This is a genomic window from Lacibacterium aquatile (assembly GCF_042683105.1).
Lineage (GTDB): Bacteria > Pseudomonadota > Alphaproteobacteria > Elsterales > Elsteraceae > Lacibacterium > Lacibacterium aquatile.
The window spans coordinates 138,010-161,362 of sequence record NZ_JBHUIP010000005.1; the positions used below are offsets into that span (position 1 = coordinate 138,010).

Sequence of the window (23,353 nt, forward strand, 5' to 3'; positions counted from 1 at the left end):
GCGCCTAAGCCGCTACCCCACGGGCTGCCAGCAGGCTTTTCAACGCCTGACCGCCCGCTGCAAAGGCGATATGCAGACGGCCGTCGCTGACACCCGTGACGGTGAATTCGACACTGTCGCCGCCGCTCAAGACCAAGGTCGCACGGGTTCCCGCCGGTAGTTTGCCGGAGGTCGTCAACATTGCCCCGCCCCGGCTGACATTGCTGATGCGCGCGCTCTGGGTGCTGCCGCCGACCTTGAGGTCGCAGACCTGATCGGCAGGATACCGCGGCGTTTCCCGGCGATTGACGATCTCGGAACTGTCGCGCACCGCCCGCACAATAGCGCCGCGCAGATCGGCGATATCCCCGGCAACGGCCTGGGCAACCTGCTGCACATCGCTGGCGATGGCGCCGGTCTGGTTCGCCTCGCTCGATACGGAGGCGATTTCGGTTGCCACCAGCCGCGCGGCCGACGCCGTCTCGGCCACATTGCGGGAGATTTCGTTGGTCGCAGCCATCTGCTCTTCGATGGCAACCGCGATGGCGCTCGCCACCTCGTCGATGCGCAGCACCTGCTGACCCGTGCGCTGCACCAGTTCGATCACCTGGGCCGAAACCGAGCGCACATCATTGAGCGTACGGTTGATCTCCTCGGTCGAATGGGCTGTCTGGCTGGCCAGATTCTTCACCTCGCCCGCCACCACCGCAAAGCCCTTACCCGCTTCACCGGCGCGCGCCGCTTCAATCGTGGCGTTCAGCGCCAGCAGATTAGTCTGGGCGGCGATATTCTGGATCAGCAGCGCGATCTCGCCGATACGGCTGACGGCCTGCGACAGATCGTTGATTGCGGTTTCGGTCGTCTGACCAGTGGCGACAGCCTCGCGGGTCGCCTCGGTGGCATGGACCACCTGCTGGCCGATCTCGCGCACCGAACCGCCGAGTTCAGCTGTGGCTGCCGCGACTGCTTCCGCATTGCTCAAGGCCTGAGAGGCTGCGGCCGACACGCTTTGCACATTGCCTGAAACCTTGCCGATGGAAACCGCCATCACCTTGGCGTCGGCATCCATCCGGCTTGACCGTTCCGCCACCCGTCCGACAGCCGCCTGGGTTTCATGTTCGATGCGGTCCGCCATCGTCTGCAAGGTCTGACGGCGCAAGGTCTCCGCCTCTTCAAGCTCGCCCGTCTGTTCCGTCAGCGCCCGCTCCGCCTCGCCCATCGCATCGCGCAGAACGGTGATCTCGCTGCCCTGGCTCCTGACCGCCGGTATCGCATGGAGAAAGGCGACACCCAAGCCCGCAAAGCCGATGACGATCCCGACTGCGACGACCCATCCGCCCCACCCTAGCAATGCCCCGAGCGACAGCAGAAGAATGCCCAAAAGACCAAGGCTCGGCCCCAACAGGATTTGCGTGTTCAGCGACAGACTGCGGATCATGACGGCCCCAAAAAAAGTGGTGCCTAATAGTAGCGCAATTTAACCAGAATTTTAGCACCAAACTGAGGCTCGACATACGTTACAGAATAACATATCAATTCATCGCCCTTACTGATGGAGCCTGCCAACGATGTCCCGCCTTCGCCTCTCCCTATTGTCCGCCTTAAGCCTTCTGATTGCCGCACCGGCTTTCGCCGAACCAGTCAAGGTGATCGCCAGCTTTTCGATCCTCGGCGATATGGTGAGCAAGGTCGCCGGGCCGGATGCGGAGGTGCGGGTACTGGTCGGGCCCGATGGCGACGGCCACGTCTATCAGCCGACCCCGGCCGATGCCAAAGCCGTTGCCGAGGCCAAGGCGATCTTCGTAAACGGTCTTGGCTTCGAAGGCTGGATGCCGCGCCTGATCAAATCCAGCGGCGCCAAGGGCCCGCTCATTCAAGCGACCAAGGGTATTAAGCCGCTCAAGGGCCAGGAAGAAGGCCACGGCCACGGCCATGATCACGGTAATGAAGACCCCCACGCCTGGCACGACCTCAAAAACGCGCAGATCTATGTGAAGAACATCGTGGCCGGCCTTAGTGCCGCCGCGCCGGAACATGCCGCCGCATTTGCGCAGCGCGGTGCCGCCTATAGTGCCGATCTCGCTGCCCTGGATCAGGATATCCGCGCCAGCATCGACGCCCTGCCCAAGGCTAAGCGCAAAGTGATCACCAGCCACGATGCCTTTGCCTATTTCGGCCGCGCCTATGGCATCACGTTTCTGTCGCCACAAGGGGTGAGCACGGAAGCCGAAGCGTCGGCCAAGGATGTCGCTAACCTGATCCGCCAGATGCGCAAGGAGAAGATCCGCGCGGTCTTCGTCGAAAACATCACCGACGCCCGTCTGGTGTCGCAGATCGCCAAGGAAGCCAATGGCGAACTGGGGAGCGCACTTTTCTCCGATGCCCTGTCGCCTGACGGTGGCCCCGCCCCGGATTTCATCAGCCTCATGCGCTACAACACGGCCAAACTGACCGAAGGCATGGCAAAGAATTGAAGCTTCACTTGGCGCATGACGCGGGGGCGGTTACCCTCGCGTCATGCATCTGTTCAGATATATCGTAACCATCGCCATGCTGGGCTTCTCGACCCCCGCCATCGCCCATCCCCATGTCTTCATCGACGCTGGCATGCGCCTGCTCGTGAAGGACGGCAAGCTTGAGGCCGTGGAGGTCCATTGGAAATGGGACGAGGTCTATTCCGATAGCTGGATCAAGGATTTCGACCTCGACCGCGATCAGAAGTTCAATGCGACCGAGACCAAGAAGTTCGTCTCCGAGGCGACAGCGGGGTTGGAGCGGTTCGCGGAGTTCATCTTCCTGCATGACGTGAAGGGCACACGCCACGAATTTGGCGGCGTGGACAACTTCCGCCTAGGCATCGAAAAGGGCTCCGTCACCTATGATTTCCGGGCCAAATTGAAGAAGCCGATCGCGATTTCCGGCACCGCCCTGACGGTTGGTGCCTATGATGAAACCTTCTTCATCAGCGTCAGCTTCCCCAAGGACGCCAAGATCGGCATCGAGGGCGCGGCGCAATGTCTGGCGCGGGTGATCGAGGACGATCAGCATCTCATCTATGACGGCATGGTGAAGCCCGAGGTCGTGGAACTGACATGCCCCGATTTCTAGTTCTGCTGGTGCTGGCGTTAAGTCTGTTTGCGATCCGCCCCGGCTTTGCCGCCGACCCTTTCAACAACCGCGCGCCCGCCCCCGCAGCCTCTGCCCCGCAGGCACCCTCCTCGGCCTTGAGCGCTTCCATCGTCGAAGGCCAGCGGCAGGCGGGTCTGGAACTGCGGCGCGCTCTCATCGATATCCGCGCCCGGGGGCTTGCCAGCGGCGCGCTGCTGGCCGGACTGGCCGTCTCCTTCCTCTATGGCGTACTGCATGCCCTGGGGCCTGGGCACGGTAAAGCTGTCGTCGTCGGCTATTTCCTGGGACAGCAGGCGCGGCCCTGGCGCGGCCTCTGGATGGGAACCCGCATTGCCATCACCCATGTGGGCGGCGCCATCATCCTGGCCGCCGGTTTCTGGTTCTGGTACGGCCAGCAGCCCGCCGCAAATGTCGAGGATATCCCGGCGGTCCGCATGATCGCCGCCGTTCTTCTGCTGCTCCTGGGCGCCCTCATGCTGCGGGATGCGCTGAAGCGACCGGCTGTCGAAATCCGCATTTCCGGCTGCGACTGCGGGGACGAGCGCCACCATCGCCGCCGCCCGCCCGAAGGCCGGGACAAGGGCAATATCGCCGCTCTGGTCGCAGGTTGGGTTCCCTGCACCGGCGCCGTGATCGTGCTGCTGTTCTGTATCGCCAATGGCCTCTGGCTGGCGGGACTGCTGCTCGTCAGCGCCATTGCCCTGGGCATGGCCTGCACCATGGCCGTCATCGGTCTGCTCGCGATCCTGCTACGCAGTCAGATCTCCGGCTGGATCGACCGTCGACCGAAGAATAGTCGGGCCATGCGTGCGCTCGACCTGGCAGGTCCGATCCTGGTCATGGTCTTTGCCGGTCTGTTGCTGCTGGTCGACCTGCGGCTGGTGTGACGACTCATTAGTTCAATAGATCATTCGCCTGCAATTGATCTATCTGACTCATGAGTCAGAGGCCCTTGATGAGCTTCAGCACCGCGCGGAATGCCGGATCGTTGGCATGCTGCAGCCATTCGAACAGCACCATTTCCGTCGTCACGATATCCGCCCCCTTCTTCGAGAGGCGGTCGAGCGCCACCCGGCGGTCCTCCTCATGGCGCGAGCCACAGGCATCGGCCACGATGGCGACGCGCTTGCCCGCCTCCAGCAGGACCAGAGCTGTCTGCAGCACACAGACATGGGTCTCGGCCCCACAGACGATATAGGACGGCTCCTCGAAACTGAGGCCATTCTCCGGCCCCGCCGCGAAATGGGTTTTCGCGAGGATTTCCGAGGGGAGCAGCCGCCCCCGGATCTCCGGCTCCAGCTTGCCGATACGGTCGGCGCAATGTTCGGTCGCCTGGACCTTCACATTGAGGAAACGGGCGCCGTCGAGCAGCGCCAGAATGCGGGTCTTCACCGCCTCCCCCCGGTCGATGGCGGGCATCAGCTTCACCTGGGGGTCGACGATCAGCAGCATTCCGGCGCGTGACAGCATCCCTTATCCTCCAATGGCCTCTTTCAAATCGGCGATCAGATCGCCGGTATCTTCGATCCCCACCGACAGGCGCAGCAGATCGGTCGGCACCGGGCTCGTCGGCCCTTCGACGGACGAGCGATGTTCGATCAGGCTTTCGACACCGCCCAGCGAGGTCGCCCGCTTCCAGAGTTGCGTCCGGGCCGCTGCTTTGATAGCTGCTCCTTCGCCGGCCTTAAGCCTGATCGACAGCATCCCACCAAAGCCACCCGACATTTGTGTGGCAGCCAGATTATGCTGCGTGTGGGTCGGCAGACCGGGATACATGACCTCCAGCACGCGGCTGTCTTCGGCAAAAGCCTCGGCAACCGCCTGAGCCGTCCGGCACGCCTCACGCACACGGATCGACAAGGTGCGCATCCCCCGCTGGAGGAGCCAAGCCTCGAACGTGCCGAGCACGGCGCCGACCTGGGCACGAACGGCGACGACACGCGCCCAGAAGTCATCCTGCTTGCCGGTCGTCAGCATCCCAGCCAACACGTCGGAATGGCCGTTGAGATACTTGGTCGCCGAATGCATCACGATGTCCGCGCCGAACGACAGCGGGCGCGAGAGGATCGGCGTCGCGCAGGTGCTGTCGACCGCCAGGCGCGCACCTACGCCATGGGCCAGCTCGGCCAGCCCCGCGAGGTCGCTAATGGTCCAGAGCGGATTGGCCGGGGTCTCCACCCAGATCAGCGCCGTCTTCCCGGGCTGGATTGCGGCCTTAACTGCCGCAAGGTCGGTCATATCCACCAGTTCGACCCGCAGACCCCATTCGGTCGCGGCCCCCATCAGCCAGTTGCGCAGCGACCAATACATGACCTTCGGCACCAGGATATGGTCACCGGGCTTGCAGGCGAGAAACACCGCCGTCGCTGCCGCCATACCGGAGGCAAAGCTCAAGGACGCGACCCCGCCCTCGAGGGCCGTCAGCAGTTCTTCGGCGGTTTCAAAGGTCGGATTATGCGGCCGAGCATAGACACGGCCGTTGCGGTACTGGTTATCTTCATCCCGGACATAGGTGGTCGAGGGGTGGATCGCCGGAATGATCGCCTTGGTGATAGGATCGACAGCCCCTAAAGCTTGTGCCGCCAAGGTTGCAGGCGCATAGGGCTTGTGGCTATCCATGGTACTCGCTCCGGTCGATTGGGAAGGGCCTACACTAGGCCAGAATGCTGCCATGTGGCACGCAAAGGGCGACGTAAGCCTTTGCAGATAAGCCCGCTTGTGAGAAGAGCGAATCGCAGTTAGACTGAGCTTAGGGATGGCGTATCGTGCGGTAATTTTTGCCTAGTTGGGTAAAAGAGGTCGCAGGAGGCGCCGCGTTCGGTCGCGGGTGCGACTGTCCCATCTTGGCAACGTTACCGGGACATCCGGGAAACGTTATGGCGACCGCGCATTGCCGTGCCAAGGGAAGACAGCTGACCTAAGCAGCCGGTGCGACTGTCGCGCATACGGGTCAGGGTGCGCGCGTGTCTGTCTCTGTTTCCTGATCTTTGTTTAGGTCAAGGGTCCGCCGCTGTATGAACAGCGGTCAGATGGAGCAAGTCCGTACATGATGCGCAAAGGTGCTTTCCCCTCCGCCCGCCCCTCGGGTCCGGCTCTGCCGACCGAGCGTCTGAGCGGCCAGGTGAGCTGGTTCTCCACCACCAAGGGTTTTGGGTTCGTCAAGCCGACCGACGGGACGGAAGACGTTTTTCTACATGTTTCGGTGGTGCAGCGCGCAGGAATGGATTCCTTGCGTGAGGGGACGACCGTTGCCTGCGAAGTGGCGCCGGGCAAGAAGGGCCGCCAGGTCATGCGTCTGCTGGAAGTCGACGAGTCGACCGCCGTCGAAGGCAGCAGCGGCGGCGACCGTGAACGCGCTCCGCGTGGCGACTTCGGCGACCGTGGCGGTTACGGCCAGGATCGCGGCGGCTTCGGTGACCGTGGTGGCTATGGCCAGGATCGCGGCGGCTATGACCGCGGCGGTTACGGTCAGGATCGCGGTGGTTATGGCCAGGATCGTGGCGGCTACGGCCAGGATCGCGGTGGTTATGGCCAGGATCGTGGCGGCTACGGCGAGCGCAGCTATGGCAATGACCGGGGCGATCGTGGCGGCAACGACTACAGCGGCCCGACCGAAAGCGGCGAAGGCATCGTGAAGTGGTTCAACGCAACCAAGGGCTTCGGCTTCATCACCCCGGATTCGGGCGGCAAGGATGTGTTCCTGCACGCTTCGGTGCTGCGCCGCGCCGGTCTGGTCGAAGTGCAGCCGGGCCAGCGCGTCCGCTTCACCTCGATCGAGCGTGACAAGGGCCCCGAAGCCCGCAGCCTAGAAGTCGACGGTAACGGCGGCGGCGGTGGTGGCGGCTACTAAGCCGTAACCGCCAAAACAGGTTGGAGATCAACCCGTCCTCATGATAAATGAGGACGGGTTTTCTTTTTGAATCAAGCGTGAAGGAAGTTCAGATGAAGCGCAGCCTCATCTCGATGATCGCCGGTATGACATTGCTGGCCGCCCCCTCCCTCGCGCTTGAAGGGCCGGAACTTTATCCCGGCGAAAAAGGCCTGCTCGATCAGTCGATCAAGGACGGGCTTGTCGTCGCCTCGAACACCGCGTTGGGTTGGGCGAACTGGTCATCGGTCGTCAAAGGCTTTAGCGAGCGTTATCCCGAACTGATGCTGGTGCATAACGACATCGGCTCCACCGCCGCCGTGACGCTGCTGGATCGCCAGCGCGAGCGTCCGGGTGCCGATACGGTCTATCTCTTCGGTCTGATTGCCGTGGATGCGGCCAGCCGTGGCGTGCTGCAACCCTTCCGGCCGCTCAATGCCGACCGCCTGCCGGGACCGCTGAAGGATAGCGATGGCCTCTGGACCGTCGTGCACCAGATGCCTATCGCCTTTCTGGTCAATCGCAAGCTTGTGAAGAACGTCCCCCGCTCCTGGGCGGACCTGCGCAAGCCGGACTATAAGAACCAGATCGTCTATTTCGACCCCTCAACCACCTCGGTCGGTCTGATGACGGCCTTTGCCGCCAATGTCGCGGCAGGCGGGTCGATGGATACGGTCCGCCCAACCATCGATTATTTCACCACCCTGCATAAGAGCGGCAATATCCAGCGCGTCGATACCGCCACCTCCTATGCCCGCTTCCTGAAGGGCGAAATCCCCATCTGGATCAATTTCGAAGCGGACGGCCTGCGGGCGAAATATGCCGATGGGCTGGAAGATATCGACATCGTGCTGCCGAGCGACGGCACCGCGTCGGCGCCTTACGCCATGAGCCTGATCAAGGGCGCGCGGAACGATCCGGGCGGCAAGCTCTGGTTCAATTACGTGATGTCGGAACAGGCCCAGCGCCTGTTCGCCGAAGGTTTCGTGCGCCCTGCCCTGCCGAACCTGTCGCTGCCACCCGAGATGGCTGGCCGCTTTGCGCCACTGCCGAAGACGGAAGTGATCGACCCGCTGCGCGCAACCCTGCGCAAGCCCGACATCGACCGCTTCTGGCCGAAGAGCTAACAACTAACGTCGCTGGGCCGCCCAGAAGTCGGTCAGCCCCTGCTGGACCTGATCAAGCGTCAGCCAATCCATGGGCCAGACTTTGTCGGCGATCAGACGCCGTATAGCTTCGTCCGGATCCACGGGCGAAGCGGCATATCCTGCATTCGCCCCCCAGGGTGCATAGCGTTCCGACGGGCTGGCGCCAAACAGTCCGAAAGTCGGGACGCCGCTGGCCGCCGCGATATGCATGAGGCCGCTATCATTGCCAACGAACAGCGAACATCCCCCGATAGCCTGCCCCGTCACCCCGAGATCGCCATAGCCGAAGCCATCGATGATGGTCTGCCCGTCCAGAGCATCCACCAGCGGCTGAACATAAGTGCGGTCGCTGGGGGCGCCGAAGATCGCGATAGCTGCCCCCGGCAACGGCCCATCCTGCGAGACGATCCAGCGGGCCAGGGTTGCGAAGCGCTCCTGCGGCCATTCCTTGCCGCGTCCATTCGCTGTCGGCCCCAGGGCAAGGACCGAACGGTCGGACGGCAGCAGCGCCTTGCCTTTGGCGATCTGTTCGGAGGACGGGAAGAGGCACGGAGCGGGGGGAGAATCGAGCCCCAACAACCGCCCAAAGCGTTCAACCTGATGCCCCTCGCCCACGCGGCGCCCCGACCAGCAGATCAACCGGCGGCGCGGCACGCTATAGCCGATGACAGATCCCCGTAGATCCAGGACCGTGTCCCAATAGGTTCCGACCGTTTCGCGCCACAGCCCCAGCCAATGCAGGCTATGGCGTCGCTTGACCAGGGGGATGAACCGCTCCAGGCCGGGCAGCCCGTCGAACAGCGGCTTCACCAGGGGGCCACCGGCAACCGTCACCAGCGCGCCCGGCATTTCCTCAAGCACCCGCGCAAGCACACCCGACCCCAGGACGGCATCGCCGATCCGGGTGGAGGTGATGAAAAGCAGGCGCTTCTTTCCCGGCATTCTTCTAGAACTCTGACCAATGGGGCGGTAAATAAGCACCCGCCCCGCCGCCTCGCCAAGGAGTTTTCTTCCATGTCGGCCACCAGACCGCGCCTTTCGGCCCTGATCGTCGCCCGGAACGAGGAGAAGATGCTGGGGGACAGCCTCAAAAGCATCGCTTTCTGCGACGAGATCGTGGTGCTGCTGGACCGCACTACCGACCGTTCGGCGGAGATTGCCCGTAGCCTTGGCGCCACCGTGATCGAAGGGGCTTGGGAGCTTCAGGGGGAGCGGCGCATGACCGGGATTCACGCCTGCACCGGCGACTGGATTCTGGAGATTGATGCGGACGAACGGGTCGATGCCACGCTGGCGGCAGCCATCCGGGCCTATATCGACAGCAATCCGCCGTTCGGATCGGCCCGCGCGGCCGTCCATAATTATGTCGGTGGCCGCTTCTATCGCCACGGTTGGGGTGCTTATAACAGCGTGAACAGCCGCGGCCTGCTGTTCAGCAAGGGGGCGAAGATCTGGCACCAGACCGACCGCGTCCATTGCCGGATCGAGGTCAAGGGGATCGAGGGCAAACTCGATGGCGCGCTGATCCATCATGTGGACGAGAATATCTCGGACATGCTGGCCCGTCTCGACCGCTATACGACCAGCAATGCCCTGCAGCTTATCGAGCGCGGCAAGGAACTGGGGCTGACCCGGACCTGGGTACGCCGCTTCTTCACGCGCTTCCTGAAGGTCTATCTTCAGCGCAAGGGCTATAAGGAAGGCTACATGGGGGTGATGCTCGGGCTATTCGCCGGCCTCTACCCCCTGCTCTCCTATCTCAAAGCCCGCGAAATCTTGGAAACCCGCGGCTCCAAGAACGACTAGCGCTCGATCAACATCACGGCGTCAGCCACGGTCAGGAAGGAGATCAGCTTCTCATACTGCCCGCTGATGCCTGTCTGAGTCTGCTTGGCGACCCCGAGGATCTGACGTGCCGTCGATTTGTCGCCCGCCTCGGCCTGGGCAATCGCAATGAGCGCGAGGCTCGCAACGCGCTGACCGGTGGTGATGGTGCTATCATTGACCGACTGGTCGTAGGTGCGGATTGCGTCGCGGGCAACTGCGCGAGCTGTCTGCTGATCGCCAGCGGCTGCAAAAGCACGGGCGATCTGGGCCTGTCCGATAGCCTTGTCAGCCATGGAAGACGCAGGCGGCAGCGCATCGCGGGCGGCCATGGCGGTTCCCATCGCGGCTTCACGATCGCCCAGCTTGGCCTGCACCTGAGCAATGGCTGCCAGGGCCGAGAGCTGATCGCGTCCTGCGGGCAATGCGGCAGCCGACCGTAGCCCTTCCAGCGCCATGTCGCCCGCCGGTCCCCGGCTACCGACATCGGCCATCGCCTGGGCAATCAGCGGCAAGGTGGCGGCGCGGATTGCCGGATCAGTGCTCAGCGCCTTCAGTGCAGCATTCGCAGCTTCGGTCGAGGTCACGGGGTCCTTCAGATCGGCATAGGCCTGGGCCATGATCGCGAAGCTGGCCGACTCGCTCAAGGCGGGGGGCGGCGGGGTGTTATCCTGGCTGGCTTCACGCAGGACCAGCAACATGTCGCGCCCCATGATGCGGGCGCTGTCGGTATCGCCCATGCGCGCCAGCGTGCGCGCCATGCGGGCGATGGCATTAGCCCGCCACCAGCGGTCGAGATTGGAGGCTTTGACCTGATCGAGCAGCATGGTCGCCTGCTTCACCGATTGCGAGGCATCGCCCGGCAAGGGGCGTCCCTGGGCCTGCACGGCCAGCGGGGTGGTTGCCATCAGCAGGGCAATCGCCCCAGCCTGCATCAATCGCTTCATCGGTACTCCAGTCTCCAGCGGCATATCGCGCGCCCATCAAGCCCTAAACGGACCCCTCTTGCCAAGAAGAGCGTAACCCGCCACTTCTGGGATCAAGGAATTATCAGGAAAAACCATGACCCAGATCGCTGAACTCACGACACGGACTATCGTTGCCATTCGTGGCGAAGATCGGGTCACCTTCCTGGATGCCTTGATTACCAACAGCCTTGAAAAGGCAGCACCGGGCGAGCCCGTCTATGCTGCCTTCCTGACGCCCCAGGGCAAGTATCTGTTCGATTTCACGGTTATCCCGCACGAGGATGTGCTGCTGATAGACGTCGAGGCTTCCCGCGCCAGTGATCTCGTCCGACGCCTGTCGCTCTACAAGCTGCGCGCCAAGGCCACACTGACGGTGGAAAGCGATCTGTGGCGGACCTATGCCGCCTGGGACGGCAGTGCGAGCGAGGAAGCGGGCCGTATTCACTGGACCGATCCGCGTCACCCCGATCTCGGTCAGCGCTTCATCCAGCCTCGCGAGGCGCCGCAGCCTGACGGGCTGGTCCCCGAAGCCGCCTACCATGCCCACCGCTACGCCCTCGGCATTCCCGAAGGCAGCGTCGATCTGCCGGTCGACAAAGCTCTGCTGGTGGAAAGCGGCTTTGATGAACTACAGGGCGTCGCCTGGGATAAGGGCTGCTACATCGGGCAGGAGCTGACGGCACGCACGAAATATCGCGGCCTCGTGAAGCGGCGCCTGGTGCCCGTCCGTTTCGAAGGCGCGCCTCCTGCCCCCGGCACGCCGCTGCTGATGGGTGAGAGGGATGCAGGCGACATGCGCGGGGGTACCGATGGCATCGGCCTCGCCCTGATCCGGCTGGAGTTCTTGACGGCCGATGCCCTGACCGCCGACGGTAAGCCGGTTCATCCCAGCGTCCCCGACTGGGTGCGTCTGCCGCAGGAGAAATAGATCCGTTGAGTTTTACCATCCGCCGTCTGGATCCGACCGACCTGCCCGCCGTCCGGGCCTTGCGCCTGGAAGCTCTGCAGGCACATCCAACCGCCTTCGGTGCCAGCTATGACACTGAGAGCAAGGAAGAGCTTGAAAGCTATTACAGGCGCCTGGGCAACCTGATCTATGTCGGCGGATATGTTGGGGACGAGTTGGTCGGGATCTCCGCACTCATGCCCCTACCGCCGGGAAATAGCGCCCATATCACCAAGCTGGTTTCCGTCTATATCCAGGAAAAGGCCCGGGGTACCGGCATGTCATCGGCGATGATCCAGACCTTGATCGGCATCGCCAGCCGACTGAAATTCGAACAGATCATCCTGACCGTCGAAGCGGGCAATAGTCATGCATCGATGCTCTATGAGCGCCTGGGCTTCGTGGCCTACGGGCGCCATCCGAAATCCCTAAAGATCGCCGGCCGATATTACGACGAGTTGCTGATGCATCTCGACCTTGTTGCCGCTGGGGCTTGACCCGCCCGCCCGGCCTGTCTAACCATCGCTCCTCCCCGATTTTCTGCGGGATATAAGACGAGAAGGTGTGACATGGGTTTGTGGGCGGATTTGCAGTGGCGTGGGTTGGTGCATCAGTGGACTGCGGAGGATCTGGGTCAGATTCTCGAGACGCAGAAGATCACCTTCTATAACGGCTACGATCCCAGCGCGACCTCGCTGCATGTCGGCAATCTCGTCGCGCTGACGCTGATGAAGCATCTGCAGCGCGCTGGACATAAGGTGATTGGCCTTGTCGGTGGCGGCACCGGCCTGATCGGCGATCCGTCGGGTAAGTCGGCCGAGCGCAATCTTCTGTCCCTGGAAAAGGTGGCGGAGAACGGCAAGCAGATCCACGCCCAGATCGTAAAGGTGCTGGACGCCTCCGACAATCCGCCGATCTACGCCAATAACCTCGATTGGCTGGGCACGATGGGGCTGCTGGAATTCCTGCGAGATACCGGCAAACATTTCTCCGTCAACGCCATGATCCAGAAGGATTCGGTCAAGAACCGGATCGAGCGCGAAGGCGAAGGCATCAGCTTCACCGAATTCACCTACAGCCTGTTGCAGGCCCGCGACTTCCTGGAACTCTACCGTCGCCATGGCTGCACCATGCAGACCGGCGGGTCCGATCAGTGGGGCAACATCGTCGGCGGTACCGACCTGATCCGCCGCGCCGAGGGTGCACGCGCCTTCGGTCTGACCGTGCCGCTGCTGCTGAACGCCGAAGGCAACAAGTTCGGCAAGTCGGAGAAGGGCGCCATCTACTTGGACGGCGCCATGACCAGCCCTTACGCCTTCTACCAGTTCTGGCTGAATACCCAGGATGCCGACGTGATGCGGCTGCTGAAGCTGTTCACCTTCCTGCCGCGCGAAGAGATCGAAGCGATGGACAGTCAGGTCGGCGAAGGCTCGCGCCCCGTGCAGAAGCTGCTGGCCGAGACGATGACGAAGCAGATCCACGGCGATGCCGAAGCTGCCCGTGCCATCGCGGCGTCTGCCGCCCTGTTCAGCGGCGATATCGCAGGCCTGCCGACGGCGACGCTGCTGGAGGTGTTCGCCGATGTCCCGGCCGTCGAACTGCCCCGCGACCGCGTCGCCCAGGGCGTTGCTCTGCTGGATCTGCTGGTTGAAAGCGGCGCCTGCCCGTCGAAGTCCGACGCCCGGCGCCAGGTGAGCCAAGGTGCCGTTCGCCTGAATGGCGGGGAAGCCGTCACCGGCGAACCCACCTTGACCGCGAACGACTTCCTGGATGGTCAGGTGCTGGTCATCCGGCGCGGTAAGAAGAACTATAGCTTGGTGAAGCTGATTTAAGTCGGATCAGGCCCTCTTCCCCAAACGGAAGATCGCCAGCACGAGGCCACCCGCGACCAGCCCCCAGAAAGCTGGTCCGACGCCGAAGATGCTGAGGCCGGACGCAGAAACGAGGAAGGTGACGACAGCAGGAATGCGGTCACCTTCCTCCTTCACCGCCCCCAGCATCGACTGACCGAAAGCCCCCAGCAGCGCCAGCCCCGCCGCTGCCTGGATCAGCACGGGCGGTGAGGTCACCACCACGGTCGCCGTGATCATCGCCAGCGGGATCGTCGCGATATACCCGACACCGCTCCAGAGCGTCGCGATATAGCGGCGCTTGGGATCAGGCCCCGCATCCGGCCCGGCACAAAGAGCCGCCGTGATGGCGGCGAGATTGACCGTCAGCGCCCCAAAGAACGCCCCGAAGATCGAATAGGCCCCCGTCACCGCCAGTACAGGCCTTGCCGCAGGGTGATAGCCGTAGCTCGCCAGCACGGCGAAGCCGGGGATATTCTGGGAGGCCATGGTCACCAGGAACAGCGGCAGGGCGATAGAGATCATCGCCGTCGGCTCGAACACCGGGGTCACGAATTCCAATGTCGGCCAGAGCGCGCTGCCCGCCCCCAGGTTCGGCGGATCGGTCATGGCGATCAGAACAACCGCCAGAGCAGCCGCCACCGGAACCGCATACAGCTTCGCCAGACGCATCATCACCACCCAGACCAGCAAGATGGGCAAGACGAGCATTGGAACGCTCCCAAGCGCCAGGAAAGGCGCCAGACACAGCTTCAGAAGCACACCACCCAGCATCGCACTGGCAAGGCTGGTGGGAATGGCGCGGATCAGCCGTCCCAGGGGCGACCAGAAGGCGCAGAGCAGGATCAACCCGCCCGTCACGATGAAAGCCCCCACGGCGGACGGGAAACCACCGGGCATCACCCCAGCCGTCGCCAGCAGGGCCGCGCCGGGTGTCGTCCAGGCCGCGCTGATCGGCATGCGGGTCAGGAGGCTGAGGCTCCAGGACACCACGCACATCCCCATCCCCAGCAGCACCAGGGCGGACGCAATCTGCCCCGTCGTCGCCCCAACCGCCGTCAGCCCCTGGATCACGACAGCGACCGAACTGGCATAGCCGACGAGCGTCGTCAGGAGGCCGGTCATGATCTGCTGACGGGTGCCGCTGCCAGCCGTTCCGGGCACGCCCGTCGTGGCATCCGGAGTCGCAGTCTGCGCCACCCCCGCCTCTGAGGAGGATGCAGGGGAGCGAGCAGTAAGCGGGCCTGTCGGAGCGATGCGGGTCATGTGCCGTTCCCGAAGCGATTCTTGATCCAAGGACAGCGTTTTTGTAGATTGGATCCAATCAGCAAACAAGGGGCTATCTTGGCGGACACCACCGACCGACTGAATCTATTGATCGCGGCCAGCAAGCCGCGTTTCCGCACGGCAACCGAATTTGTCGAAGCCACCTTGAAGGCAGGCATCATCGATGGCTCCTTGCCCGCAGGAACGCCTCTGCGGCAGGAGGATCTGGCAACTCGCTTCCAGGTAAGCCGCATGCCGGTGCGCGAGGCTCTACGGCAGCTTGAGTCCCAGGCCCTGGTGGATTTTCATCCCCATCGCGGTGCCATTGTCGCCGAACTTTCCGCCGCCGACAGCGCCGATGTGGCGAGCATTCGCGTCGCCGTCGAAACCGCAGCCCTCTCTCTCTCCATTCCCCGGCTGACCGAGGAGGACCTCAACCGGGCGGAGGAACTGCTTGCCGAAATGGACAGTGAACCGACCGAGGCGCTGGGCGAACTCAATCATCGGTTCCACCTGACGCTCATGAGCCGTGCGGGGCACCCTCGCCTGCTGACGCTGGTGGAACAGCATCTTGCCCTCGCCGACCGCTATGTCCGGTTCCTGGTGGCGGCGCGCGGCCATCAGGAACTATCCCAGGATGACCACAGTGAGCTGCTGGCAGCGGCCCGCGCCCGCGACATTCCTGCCGCCTGCGCAATTGTGACAAGGCATATCGAGGAAGGTCATCGCAGCCTGCATGACTTCCTTACCCAGAGGACCAGTTGACGTGGACTGTAAGCGGCGCTACTCCGGAAGGATAAATAAAGTCTTAAAGTGAGTTTCCGATGTCCTCTCCCCGGTTCGATGGCGTTCTGTTCGATATGGATGGCCTGCTGCTCGACAGCGAACGCATCTATCTCAGCATCTTCCGCATCGCGCTGGTTGACCTGGAGCTGGAGTGGGACGAGGCACTTTACCTCAGCATGATCGGCCGCAACGGCATCGAAAGCGCCAAACTGCTGATCAATCACTATGGCCCGACCTATGATCACGACCGCATGCGCGCGCGCCTGGACCATCATTGGAAGCTGCACGTCGCCAAGGAGTCGGTGCCCCTGATGCCTGGGGTCATCGAGCTTCTGGACCTGCTGGACGAGCTGCGCATCCCCTGCGCCGTCGCGACATCGACCGCACGGGGCCGGGCAGAAGCGAAACTGACCGACGCCGGGATCCGCCATCGCTTTCAGGGCCTGATCGGCGGCGATGATGTCAGCAATGGCAAACCGCATCCTGAACCTTATCTCAAGGCGGCTGCCCTGTTAGGCCTCGATGCCTCACGCTGTCTCGCGCTTGAGGATAGCGCCAATGGTATCCGCTCAGCCCATGGTGCGGGCGCTGCGGCAGTTATGGTGCCGGACCTGCTGCAACCGACGTCGGAAATCGAGGCGATTGCCCACCGTATTGCCCCCTCTTTGCTGGATGTGCGCGACTGGCTGGCATCCACCCATCATCTACCGTTGACAGCGATGGTCGATAGCCGCTAGAACGCCCCCCGCATACGTCGTGCAACTTCAGCGTAGATACCCCCGGCGGGAGGGTGGCCGAGTGGCTGAAGGCGACGGTTTGCTAAACCGTTGTACGGGTTAAACCGTACCGTGAGTTCGAATCTCATCCCTTCCGCCAATTACGCTGAAGAGTCGCAGGAAACTGCGGCTCTTCTTCGTTTTTGGAGTTGGCCTACAGGTGCCACGAGTGGCCACCAGTGGTCACGGTTGGTCAGCAAATTTCAGGCTCGTTGTCGCGCGACTGTCGCGCCCCCATCCCGCTTCCAGCCCCCTCCCGGAGGGCGGATGCATCCCTGCAACGGTCGAGCGGGCACACCGGAAGCTCTTTCCGTGCCCTCCATCACTCAAATCGCAACAGCATCACAATGCGATCGATGAAAGGACGTCGGAAAAATCCTCCGCCGCGAACCGAAATCAAACAAAGCGATACCTCGAAGCAAACTGGTTTTCCTTCGAGAAAACCATCGCAGAAAGCAACGCCGAAGCGATGGAAATTGCACGCCTCGGCGTTGCTCAAAAAACTCCCGACGGTCACTGAAACCGATCACGAGCAAGTCTCAAAAAACATCACCGAGACGCAGTTGGGACGACAACGAGGAGCCGCGAAAAACCCCTCGCGAAATTGAGCGCATAACTACCGACAAAGAGCCATACAACGGGCATCCCATACGGAAGCAGATCGTCTGCGGGAATGCTGCGGATAATATCGCAGGCATGAAGTCCACACGTGACATCAGCCTTAAGAAGACTCACAAAAACCACGACGGCACCCGAAACGGCGATACCGATATTGGAAATCTTCAACTGAAGATCCAACAGTTCTTCAACATGCGGCCGGTGCTTTTGGAACCACGAAGCGAAACCCGGAAGCATGACTGCAAAATTGATCACCAACGTGAGACCGGCTGCTAACGCGATGATTGCCGATAAACCAAACCCGACGAAGGCAAAGATCGGGTGAAAACTGATCGTAAGGAACCCCCATAAAAGTCCCGCGGTGAGAAGAACCAAAACAATACGCCACAGAACCCGTGCGACGCTCTGCATCGCAATCACACAAACTGAAGCCGCCAGCAGCAAAACGACAACCGTCGCGGCTTCGGGAGGCATTAGAGATAAGCGGCAAGGCTCGCTCGCAAAACAACCTCCATATAAGAGCCAAGCTTGAATCCCGACCGAAAATGCCCCTGTCGCCAACAATGAGACAGCAAACAACATCAGATTGATCGCCTGCCTCTTCGTCATTGGCGCATCAGAAGATCCAACCAAGATGTATTTGCCGACATTCGAAAAATTCCGCAAAAAAGCCATCGCTTTTCTCCTCAAAAATGCAGATCAACACCTCCACTAAATTACATGCTGAAACATCATCCCGTCCCCATACGGCGACCATGACCTGACGAGGTTGACGAATGGGACAATCGACGTGGCCATGAGTGCCCGAGCACAGCGTTCCCCTCTTGTTCCGATTTCGATTGTCAGATCGCCAGAGCTATGGCATTTAATTTTCATGGTCTCTGTCGGATCATCGTCACGTACTAACTTCGCGCTTCGGACTTGCCATCAGGCGCGGCAAGGATCCCTGGCGCGAAGCTCTGAGGGGGCTCCCCGAAGTACTACCGGACGAAAATCGACGGATGTGGAATCGGAATAGGACTATGAGCGGCTCAGCCCTCCCGAAAACGCTAACGCCCGCAGGCCTCTTAGCAATGTCCGGTTCAGCATGACTCATACGGATGCTCAGACCCTGCATCTGGCCTCTCTGATAACGCCCAATGGGCGTGACAGAGATAGCTGCGTCTACGCTTTGAAGCGTCGGCGACGGAGTCATGCGCCTTGGATCCGAAGCTTTTCGACGATTTGACACAACTGCACCGACCAGAAGCAGCCGAGCTTATCGGTTGCTCGATGCGCACGCTTGGCCGCCTTCTGACGGCCGAACGTGACCGGCCGCCGCATCTGCGCATCGGCCGAAACATCGTTTTCCTGAGGGGGCCTCTCCTCAAGTGGATCGACGAGCGGCTCCAGCAATCTCAGATGCTGCCGACCTCACCTGCGGTCGGGAAACGGCCAAGAGGGCGACCTCCCAAGAACCGTCCCTAACAACCTTTGCACAAAAGCTGCCGGGAGCGAAAAACCCTTCGGAATCAATGCTTCTGAAGGGGTGACACTTGAACTCGTGCCGCCACGGCCCAGCTAAGACCCTCCTGAATCGGAGGGCCTTAGATGTACCCTGTTGTGCCGAATCTCCTGATCGTAATCGGGCGCCCATACGACATAGAGCCGGAGACCGGACTCACGGCCCGCACCTGCCTGAAGTTGCCCGAATATCGCGGACATTTTTACCTCGAGGACATCCTACTGCGGCCAGCCACCGTGCGGCCGCCGACCTACCCCATTACCCCTGGCGACCGGATGAACCACATCGGCACCGACAACGGCAGCCAGGTACAACTGCTGCGGACCAAGGATCGCTCTCAGTTACGGGGCCATGCTGCGCAAGAGGCCAGAGAGAGACGTTCCCTGCGCAACCATCTCAACGCCTGGGGTGCGGAACCAAATGAAGCTCTGCAGGCGACTCAACAGGATATCTTGGCGGGCATCCCGGCCCCTCTCCAGCCCGCCTTTGACAGCGCGATCCAGACGGTCGTCCAAACGTTAGCATGGCTGCAAATCTCCAGTCAGATAACCCTCGATGAACAGGCTGGCAGCTACGCGTTGCTCGCGAAACAGTTCGACGACATGGCGCTACAGCCCCAAAGCCTGCCGGGCTTTTTCACCCCCGCCGTCAATCAGCATTAATCCGCCGCGACACCCGATTCCCCCAGGGCTCGGCGTGACTCAATTGCCTGAGACCTGCCTGGATCAATTCTATCGAGGATCTGCGATGGCTCTCACAAATCTGTGTGTCTTGGCCTGGTGCGGCGCTTCAGCCGCCGATGGGAAATTAATCCGAATCGACGCCGTTCCCCTGCCCCGCTACGTCGGCACCGGATATCAGATCCATGCCCTCACAAAATTCACCGGGGCCGCCGCTCTCGACCGCTTTCAAAAAGCCTGGAGCTTTTCGCCCAAACACCCCTGCTACCTGGTCGGGACCCGGCAGGATCTCCAGGCGTTGGAACTCGCCCGCCTGCAACTCGGCCAGTCCGTCCTCACCGGCCCATCCGACAAATATCGCACCGTGGTGTTTTGGGAATCGCGCACCGCCCTTCCGCCCCTGATCATCGACCTCGAATCCCTCGGCGTAGGCCTGGGAATGCAACAGCGGATTCCGGCTGGAGACTGGTCGGTTCCGCTTTTCCGAGGCGCCTCCGTTCTGGCTGGCATCGCCGCCACCCAGGATGCCTCACATCACCGGAACAGCCTGCGAAATACGGTTAAGCATCTGAATAAATTCGATTTTTTCACACCACCCCCCCCCCGAAGACCTCCCTAAAAATCTCTGATTCTTTCCTGTTGACAGAATGGCCTTTTATCCACTAGCTGAAAAGGCCTCTGCAATAAAGGGGCAATGAAATGTATCTTCCAAGAAATGTCTTTCGAGATCAAGACGGCCAACTGGTCGTCTATGACGCGAACAATCTAGAAAATTCAGTTTTCGGGACTCTCGCTCTCAGCACGTATACTCTAGGAAAGAGCCTGAATACACAAATCGGCTACGCCCGCGTGCTGGTTCGATTCCTAGACCATGTCGCCAACACCTCAGGACGCCCTCCTGAGGATCTGCGGCAGTCGGATTTCGACAGCTTCTTCGACATGACCCGCAACAGTTTCGCTGCCCGGGTTCTCAAGGGCCAAATCGCCAGCAACGACGATCAACTGCCGCAGCGCGCCAAGACTACGAATGTTGGCGAGCAGAGCAAACTCTGGCACCTGTTCAACGCCCTGGAAATGCGCGGCTTGGCGAAAAACCCGATGTTCGTTCCCGCCTGGACGGAACACAACGGGCGCAAAACTCCCGTCTTCAACGATGAAGGTCGGGATCCCAAAGAGATCCGCATTCCCGACGAGCAGGAATTGGAATTGCTGCTCGAGGCCATGCCGCGGGCTTGGCGTCCGCTCTGCATCTTCCTTTTGGAAACTGGTGCCCGTTTCAGTGAGGCCGTCGGCGTCTTCACAAAAGGCTGGTGGCAAAACCGGCAGGAATTCAGGGACGGCCGATTCAAACGCGCAGCCTTAGTGCCGATCATCGGCAAGGGATATCGCAAGCAGTCGCTCCGCGTGCCCGAGGCGGGCCTCGAGGCCGCGCAGGCCATCGTCAAAAGCGATTTCTGCGTGGACGGCAAGCTCATCACCTATGCGGCCTTTCGTTACCGTCTCGGGAAAGCCTCCAGGGTCGCCGAACTAGCCGAACCATACCACGCCCATCCGCATATTTTCCGGCACTGCTTTGCGTCGCGTCTGTGGCTGGAAGAGACGAATGAGGACCTGCCCAACAAGCTGATCCGCATCAGCAAGGCGCTGCGCCACAAGGACTCCATCACGACGCTCAACTACCTGCACCGGATGGGTACGAGGCCGCCGGAAATGCCGCCGGTGAAACTCGAAGACCTGTTCAAGGAACTTCGCGATGAAGATTAGAGCCTCTAACGGCACTCATGTCGATTTCGGAGCACTCCGGGGCACGTCACCGACAGTCGATTTTCTGATTGAGACCCTGAAAATATACAAAGAGGGAGGTCTCCGCCCCGCAACGCTGCATAGCTATCGTCAGGCATTGCCAAACGTTGCGCAGGTGCTGGAGCTTGCCGCTGCGAGCCTTAATCTGCCTTCGCCGACCGCCGCCGCCGATATCTCGACACCCCTCTTGATAGCCGTAGCCACAGTCTTAAAGAAGGATACCACCAAATCTCAAAGCAGCAAAAATGCCAGCTACACCTTCACTCTCGGCATTTTGAGACAGGCACTGGATCAGAAGTCGGTTTTCATTCCGCGCTCTCCATTTGTCGTTCTGAAAAATCAGTCAGCTCCGACGCCTAAAAAAGAACTGACCGTTGCGCGCACAGCTGAAGAAGCCTGGCTCCGGGATTTTCAGGCTTTCTGGCAAAACCCGACTAATCAGTTGCGTCCAAACCCTTACGATATCGGGATGGCTGCAAGCCTGATCATCCGCGTCACCGGCTTCAATCTCTCTTCGATCCTCCCCCTGACCAGCAACAGCGCCATACGACGCACTGCGAATGGTTTAGTGGGATTCACTCGCGTCAAACACAGAGCTGGCCCCTCTGGCATCATTGGGGAATTCAAACCTGCCGAAGTAACGCTCGTCCGCTTTGTGCTGCAGTTGCTCGAAAGCATCAACCAACGCAACGGCCTCAATGGCACTTGGACGTACTACAGCCGCAAGCAGCCTATTTCGCTCGGCGCCGATGACTACACATGCCTGAAATCTTTGATCGACCGGGCGAGGGAAAAAGCGGGCATCACGGGGGTAACGAACCGCGGTCTCCGCATGGCGAAGGTCCCGAAAATTCTCTCGGCAGATGTGCGGCTGGCGATACTCGGCCACCAACGCGCGCTGGGACAGCAAGACACCCTTTACCTCAAGGCTGGCGTCACCCTGGAAGAATGGGCCGCAGCCCTCGAACAAGCCCAAAAACTCCTGATCACAACCCCGGAAGGAAACGCACCATGAAAGAGATTCCCGAATATGTCCTCCCCGAAGTTCGCTTCGACGCTGACGTCTGGGGCTGCAGCACCCTTGAAGCTAAGCCGGTGCAAGCCTGGCGCAGATTGCTCAAATGGCCCTCTGTCGCGCCGTTTGCCTATGAAGCTCGTAACCAGAATGACGATCTGATCATCCTGAAGCTCTTCACCTTCGAACTCTGCCATCAGTTCAAACTCTCGACGGCGCGCGATTTCCTCTACTGGATGCGCCGCTTGCTGGCCTTGTGTGCCGAAGAGCGCGGTCGCGAACATGTCAACCTCGAAGACATTACGCTGCAAAATCTGCTTTGCCTTAGCCAACATTTGAAGGGGCGCCCTTTTCGGTCCTTCTGCGGTGCCGTGGTTCGCATCGGAGAGGTCGTCCGGGACTACGGGCTTTCCGGGGGACCTGTTATCACCCGTTGGCAAATCGACGAGGTGATTCGCGCTTGCGATAAACACACCACGCGGCGCGCACCTACCGTGAAGCTCTGCCCTGAAGATGCCCGACCGCTGCTGGATCATGCTTGGGAAATCCTGCTGCATGACGCGCCCCTCCTGCAGGAGATCCTGCCGGTCAAATCATTTCGAGCAAATTTGCCCGCCGATTTGAAGTCTGTGGCTTTCTCAGCAACCTCCGAAACCCGGTCGATTCATGATCTCTCAGTCGCCGTTCAAGGGGCTGCAATCCTACTGATCAGCTTCCTTGTGGGTATGAGAGCGTCGGAAATCGCAGCACTCGAACCCGGCGCCGTCAGAATGCTGGGAGTTAACAAAAATGTTCCGGTTCTAGTCGGGCAGACCTTCAAAACGACCCCGAACAGTCCCGAAACCTTCTGGCCTTGCGGAGAAGTCATCGCACGCGTTGTCGAGATCATCGAAACAACATTCGCAGAGCATCGCGCACAGAACGGCATCACATCGCTTTTCGTCGCAACCCGCAGCAATGCGACAATCGCGATACTGACGACGTACCTGGACGATTACAGGAACCTCTTTGCAGATCGTTCCCAAGCGCCCCGAATCTCTATCCGATCGGGCAGAAAAACTCTGCTCACCACGATCGCAAATCTCTCAGGAAGGACTGCACTAGCCAACCTGACTATCGCCGCGAAACAAGCACACCACCGCGACCTCGAAACCACGATGGAATATATCGACGACTCTCACATGTGACCCATG

General features: G+C 61.1%; 25 protein-coding genes and 1 tRNA gene. 18 read left to right on the forward strand and 8 right to left on the reverse strand.

The window, feature by feature from the left end; all coding sequences use genetic code 11:
- Positions 1–4 precede the first annotated feature (4 nt).
- Complete coding sequence (locus tag ACFSM5_RS07695) at positions 5–1,417, reverse strand: methyl-accepting chemotaxis protein (protein WP_379875736.1); 1,413 nt, start codon at positions 1,415–1,417, stop codon at positions 5–7.
- 130 nt (positions 1,418–1,547) lie between these two features.
- On the opposite strand from ACFSM5_RS07695, the gene ACFSM5_RS07700 reads away from it, so the two are divergent.
- The 3 genes from ACFSM5_RS07700 to ACFSM5_RS07710 are packed head-to-tail and all read left to right on the forward strand — an operon-like array spanning position 1,548 to position 3,995.
- Positions 1,548–2,453, forward strand: coding sequence for a metal ABC transporter solute-binding protein, Zn/Mn family (locus tag ACFSM5_RS07700; RefSeq protein WP_379875737.1), 906 nt, complete (start codon positions 1,548–1,550; stop codon positions 2,451–2,453).
- Positions 2,454–2,496: 43 nt separating this feature from the next.
- Positions 2,497–3,087 (forward strand): DUF1007 family protein, encoded by a 591-nt coding sequence (locus ACFSM5_RS07705; RefSeq protein WP_379875738.1) that lies wholly within the window; start codon positions 2,497–2,499, stop codon positions 3,085–3,087.
- The gene (locus ACFSM5_RS07710; RefSeq protein WP_379875739.1) at positions 3,072–3,995 is read left to right on the forward strand and encodes a nickel/cobalt transporter; all 924 of its coding nucleotides are present in this window, start codon (positions 3,072–3,074) and stop codon (positions 3,993–3,995) included. The genes ACFSM5_RS07705 and ACFSM5_RS07710 overlap by 16 nt, the downstream gene beginning before the upstream one ends.
- A gap of 55 nt (positions 3,996–4,050) precedes the next feature.
- On the opposite strand, the gene ACFSM5_RS07715 is transcribed toward ACFSM5_RS07710, so the two are convergent.
- Positions 4,051–4,578: an isochorismatase family protein gene (locus ACFSM5_RS07715; RefSeq protein WP_379875740.1), complete on the reverse strand. Its 528-nt coding sequence runs from the start codon at positions 4,576–4,578 to the stop codon at positions 4,051–4,053.
- A gap of 3 nt (positions 4,579–4,581) precedes the next feature.
- Positions 4,582–5,727 (reverse strand): trans-sulfuration enzyme family protein, encoded by a 1,146-nt coding sequence (locus tag ACFSM5_RS07720; protein ID WP_379875741.1) that lies wholly within the window; start codon positions 5,725–5,727, stop codon positions 4,582–4,584.
- 427 nt (positions 5,728–6,154) lie between these two features.
- Between ACFSM5_RS07720 and ACFSM5_RS07725 the strand changes: the two genes are divergently transcribed.
- Together ACFSM5_RS07725 and ACFSM5_RS07730 are read left to right on the forward strand one after the other, a co-directional pair.
- A complete protein-coding gene (locus tag ACFSM5_RS07725) occupies positions 6,155–6,958 on the forward strand; it encodes a cold-shock protein (RefSeq protein WP_379875742.1) in 804 nt (267 codons plus the stop codon).
- 92 nt (positions 6,959–7,050) lie between these two features.
- A complete protein-coding gene (locus ACFSM5_RS07730; RefSeq protein ID WP_379875743.1) occupies positions 7,051–8,103 on the forward strand; it encodes an extracellular solute-binding protein in 1,053 nt (350 codons plus the stop codon).
- A 3-nt stretch (positions 8,104–8,106) separates the two neighbouring features.
- Here the strand turns inward: ACFSM5_RS07730 and ACFSM5_RS07735 are convergent, their stop codons facing one another.
- The gene (locus tag ACFSM5_RS07735; protein ID WP_379875744.1) at positions 8,107–9,066 is read right to left on the reverse strand and encodes a glycosyltransferase family 9 protein; all 960 of its coding nucleotides are present in this window, start codon (positions 9,064–9,066) and stop codon (positions 8,107–8,109) included.
- Positions 9,067–9,138: 72 nt separating this feature from the next.
- On the opposite strand from ACFSM5_RS07735, the gene ACFSM5_RS07740 reads away from it, so the two are divergent.
- Entirely contained in the window at positions 9,139–9,930 is a 792-nt protein-coding gene (locus tag ACFSM5_RS07740) for a glycosyltransferase family 2 protein (RefSeq protein ID WP_379875745.1), read from the forward strand.
- Here ACFSM5_RS07740 and ACFSM5_RS07745 read toward each other — a convergent pair.
- On the reverse strand, positions 9,927–10,895 hold the full coding sequence (locus tag ACFSM5_RS07745; protein ID WP_379875746.1) for a hypothetical protein: 969 nt from the start codon (positions 10,893–10,895) through the stop codon (positions 9,927–9,929). The genes ACFSM5_RS07740 and ACFSM5_RS07745 overlap by 4 nt on opposite strands.
- Positions 10,896–11,010: 115 nt before the next feature.
- Between ACFSM5_RS07745 and ygfZ the strand changes: the two genes are divergently transcribed.
- The 3 genes from ygfZ (at position 11,011) to tyrS (ending at position 13,694) form a co-directional block, all read left to right on the forward strand.
- A complete protein-coding gene (gene ygfZ / locus ACFSM5_RS07750; RefSeq protein ID WP_379875747.1) occupies positions 11,011–11,844 on the forward strand; it encodes a CAF17-like 4Fe-4S cluster assembly/insertion protein YgfZ in 834 nt (277 codons plus the stop codon).
- A gap of 5 nt (positions 11,845–11,849) precedes the next feature.
- Positions 11,850–12,359 carry a GNAT family N-acetyltransferase gene (locus ACFSM5_RS07755; RefSeq protein ID WP_379875748.1) on the forward strand — a complete coding sequence of 170 codons (510 nt, stop codon included), beginning with the start codon at positions 11,850–11,852 and terminating at the stop codon, positions 12,357–12,359.
- Positions 12,360–12,431: 72 nt separating this feature from the next.
- Entirely contained in the window at positions 12,432–13,694 is a 1,263-nt protein-coding gene (tyrS, locus tag ACFSM5_RS07760) for a tyrosine--tRNA ligase (RefSeq protein ID WP_379875749.1), read from the forward strand.
- Positions 13,695–13,700: 6 nt separating this feature from the next.
- On the opposite strand, the gene ACFSM5_RS07765 is transcribed toward tyrS, so the two are convergent.
- Positions 13,701–14,978: a benzoate/H(+) symporter BenE family transporter gene (locus tag ACFSM5_RS07765; protein ID WP_379875750.1), complete on the reverse strand. Its 1,278-nt coding sequence runs from the start codon at positions 14,976–14,978 to the stop codon at positions 13,701–13,703.
- Between the two features lie 78 nt (positions 14,979–15,056).
- On the opposite strand from ACFSM5_RS07765, the gene ACFSM5_RS07770 reads away from it, so the two are divergent.
- From ACFSM5_RS07770 to ACFSM5_RS07785, 4 genes are all read left to right on the forward strand, one after another.
- Positions 15,057–15,743 (forward strand): GntR family transcriptional regulator, encoded by a 687-nt coding sequence (locus ACFSM5_RS07770; RefSeq protein ID WP_379875751.1) that lies wholly within the window; start codon positions 15,057–15,059, stop codon positions 15,741–15,743.
- A gap of 59 nt (positions 15,744–15,802) precedes the next feature.
- Positions 15,803–16,501: an HAD family hydrolase gene (locus tag ACFSM5_RS07775; protein ID WP_379875752.1), complete on the forward strand. Its 699-nt coding sequence runs from the start codon at positions 15,803–15,805 to the stop codon at positions 16,499–16,501.
- Positions 16,502–16,548: 47 nt separating this feature from the next.
- A tRNA-Ser gene (locus tag ACFSM5_RS07780) sits at positions 16,549–16,640 on the forward strand.
- 69 nt (positions 16,641–16,709) lie between these two features.
- Positions 16,710–17,060, forward strand: a complete 351-nt coding sequence (locus ACFSM5_RS07785; protein WP_379875753.1) for a hypothetical protein — start codon at positions 16,710–16,712, stop codon at positions 17,058–17,060.
- Between the two features lie 29 nt (positions 17,061–17,089).
- Here the strand turns inward: ACFSM5_RS07785 and ACFSM5_RS07790 are convergent, their stop codons facing one another.
- Positions 17,090–17,833, reverse strand: a complete 744-nt coding sequence (locus ACFSM5_RS07790) for a hypothetical protein (protein WP_379875754.1) — start codon at positions 17,831–17,833, stop codon at positions 17,090–17,092.
- A gap of 516 nt (positions 17,834–18,349) precedes the next feature.
- Positions 18,350–18,553, reverse strand: a complete 204-nt coding sequence (locus ACFSM5_RS07795; protein ID WP_379875755.1) for a hypothetical protein — start codon at positions 18,551–18,553, stop codon at positions 18,350–18,352.
- 195 nt (positions 18,554–18,748) lie between these two features.
- Between ACFSM5_RS07795 and ACFSM5_RS07800 the strand changes: the two genes are divergently transcribed.
- The 5 genes from ACFSM5_RS07800 (at position 18,749) to ACFSM5_RS07820 (ending at position 23,347) form a co-directional block, all read left to right on the forward strand.
- Positions 18,749–19,324 (forward strand): hypothetical protein, encoded by a 576-nt coding sequence (locus tag ACFSM5_RS07800; RefSeq protein ID WP_379875756.1) that lies wholly within the window; start codon positions 18,749–18,751, stop codon positions 19,322–19,324.
- Between the two features lie 85 nt (positions 19,325–19,409).
- Positions 19,410–19,961, forward strand: coding sequence for a hypothetical protein (locus tag ACFSM5_RS07805; RefSeq protein WP_379875757.1), 552 nt, complete (start codon positions 19,410–19,412; stop codon positions 19,959–19,961).
- Between the two features lie 80 nt (positions 19,962–20,041).
- A complete protein-coding gene (locus ACFSM5_RS07810; RefSeq protein ID WP_379875758.1) occupies positions 20,042–21,106 on the forward strand; it encodes a hypothetical protein in 1,065 nt (354 codons plus the stop codon).
- Positions 21,096–22,160 carry a hypothetical protein gene (locus tag ACFSM5_RS07815; protein WP_379875759.1) on the forward strand — a complete coding sequence of 355 codons (1,065 nt, stop codon included), beginning with the start codon at positions 21,096–21,098 and terminating at the stop codon, positions 22,158–22,160. The genes ACFSM5_RS07810 and ACFSM5_RS07815 overlap by 11 nt, the downstream gene beginning before the upstream one ends.
- Positions 22,157–23,347, forward strand: coding sequence for a site-specific integrase (locus ACFSM5_RS07820; protein ID WP_379875760.1), 1,191 nt, complete (start codon positions 22,157–22,159; stop codon positions 23,345–23,347). Before ACFSM5_RS07815 ends, ACFSM5_RS07820 begins: the two co-directional genes overlap by 4 nt.
- The last annotated feature ends 6 nt before the right edge of the window (positions 23,348–23,353 follow it).

Coding starts and splice junctions, on each gene's coding strand:
- ACFSM5_RS07695 (WP_379875736.1), bottom strand. CDS start 1,417: ATGATCCGCAGTCTGTCGCTGAACACGCAAATCCTGTTGGGGCCGAGC.
- ACFSM5_RS07700 (WP_379875737.1), top strand. CDS start 1,548: ATGTCCCGCCTTCGCCTCTCCCTATTGTCCGCCTTAAGCCTTCTGATT.
- ACFSM5_RS07705 (WP_379875738.1), top strand. CDS start 2,497: ATGCATCTGTTCAGATATATCGTAACCATCGCCATGCTGGGCTTCTCG.
- ACFSM5_RS07710 (WP_379875739.1), top strand. CDS start 3,072: ATGCCCCGATTTCTAGTTCTGCTGGTGCTGGCGTTAAGTCTGTTTGCG.
- ACFSM5_RS07715 (WP_379875740.1), bottom strand. CDS start 4,578: ATGCTGTCACGCGCCGGAATGCTGCTGATCGTCGACCCCCAGGTGAAG.
- ACFSM5_RS07720 (WP_379875741.1), bottom strand. CDS start 5,727: ATGGATAGCCACAAGCCCTATGCGCCTGCAACCTTGGCGGCACAAGCT.
- ACFSM5_RS07725 (WP_379875742.1), top strand. CDS start 6,155: ATGATGCGCAAAGGTGCTTTCCCCTCCGCCCGCCCCTCGGGTCCGGCT.
- ACFSM5_RS07730 (WP_379875743.1), top strand. CDS start 7,051: ATGAAGCGCAGCCTCATCTCGATGATCGCCGGTATGACATTGCTGGCC.
- ACFSM5_RS07735 (WP_379875744.1), bottom strand. CDS start 9,066: ATGCCGGGAAAGAAGCGCCTGCTTTTCATCACCTCCACCCGGATCGGC.
- ACFSM5_RS07740 (WP_379875745.1), top strand. CDS start 9,139: ATGTCGGCCACCAGACCGCGCCTTTCGGCCCTGATCGTCGCCCGGAAC.
- ACFSM5_RS07745 (WP_379875746.1), bottom strand. CDS start 10,895: ATGAAGCGATTGATGCAGGCTGGGGCGATTGCCCTGCTGATGGCAACC.
- ygfZ (WP_379875747.1), top strand. CDS start 11,011: ATGACCCAGATCGCTGAACTCACGACACGGACTATCGTTGCCATTCGT.
- tyrS (WP_379875749.1), top strand. CDS start 12,432: ATGGGTTTGTGGGCGGATTTGCAGTGGCGTGGGTTGGTGCATCAGTGG.
- ACFSM5_RS07765 (WP_379875750.1), bottom strand. CDS start 14,978: ATGACCCGCATCGCTCCGACAGGCCCGCTTACTGCTCGCTCCCCTGCA.
- ACFSM5_RS07775 (WP_379875752.1), top strand. CDS start 15,803: ATGTCCTCTCCCCGGTTCGATGGCGTTCTGTTCGATATGGATGGCCTG.
- ACFSM5_RS07790 (WP_379875754.1), bottom strand. CDS start 17,833: ATGGCTTTTTTGCGGAATTTTTCGAATGTCGGCAAATACATCTTGGTT.
- ACFSM5_RS07800 (WP_379875756.1), top strand. CDS start 18,749: ATGTACCCTGTTGTGCCGAATCTCCTGATCGTAATCGGGCGCCCATAC.
- ACFSM5_RS07805 (WP_379875757.1), top strand. CDS start 19,410: ATGGCTCTCACAAATCTGTGTGTCTTGGCCTGGTGCGGCGCTTCAGCC.
- ACFSM5_RS07810 (WP_379875758.1), top strand. CDS start 20,042: ATGTATCTTCCAAGAAATGTCTTTCGAGATCAAGACGGCCAACTGGTC.
- ACFSM5_RS07815 (WP_379875759.1), top strand. CDS start 21,096: ATGAAGATTAGAGCCTCTAACGGCACTCATGTCGATTTCGGAGCACTC.
- ACFSM5_RS07820 (WP_379875760.1), top strand. CDS start 22,157: ATGAAAGAGATTCCCGAATATGTCCTCCCCGAAGTTCGCTTCGACGCT.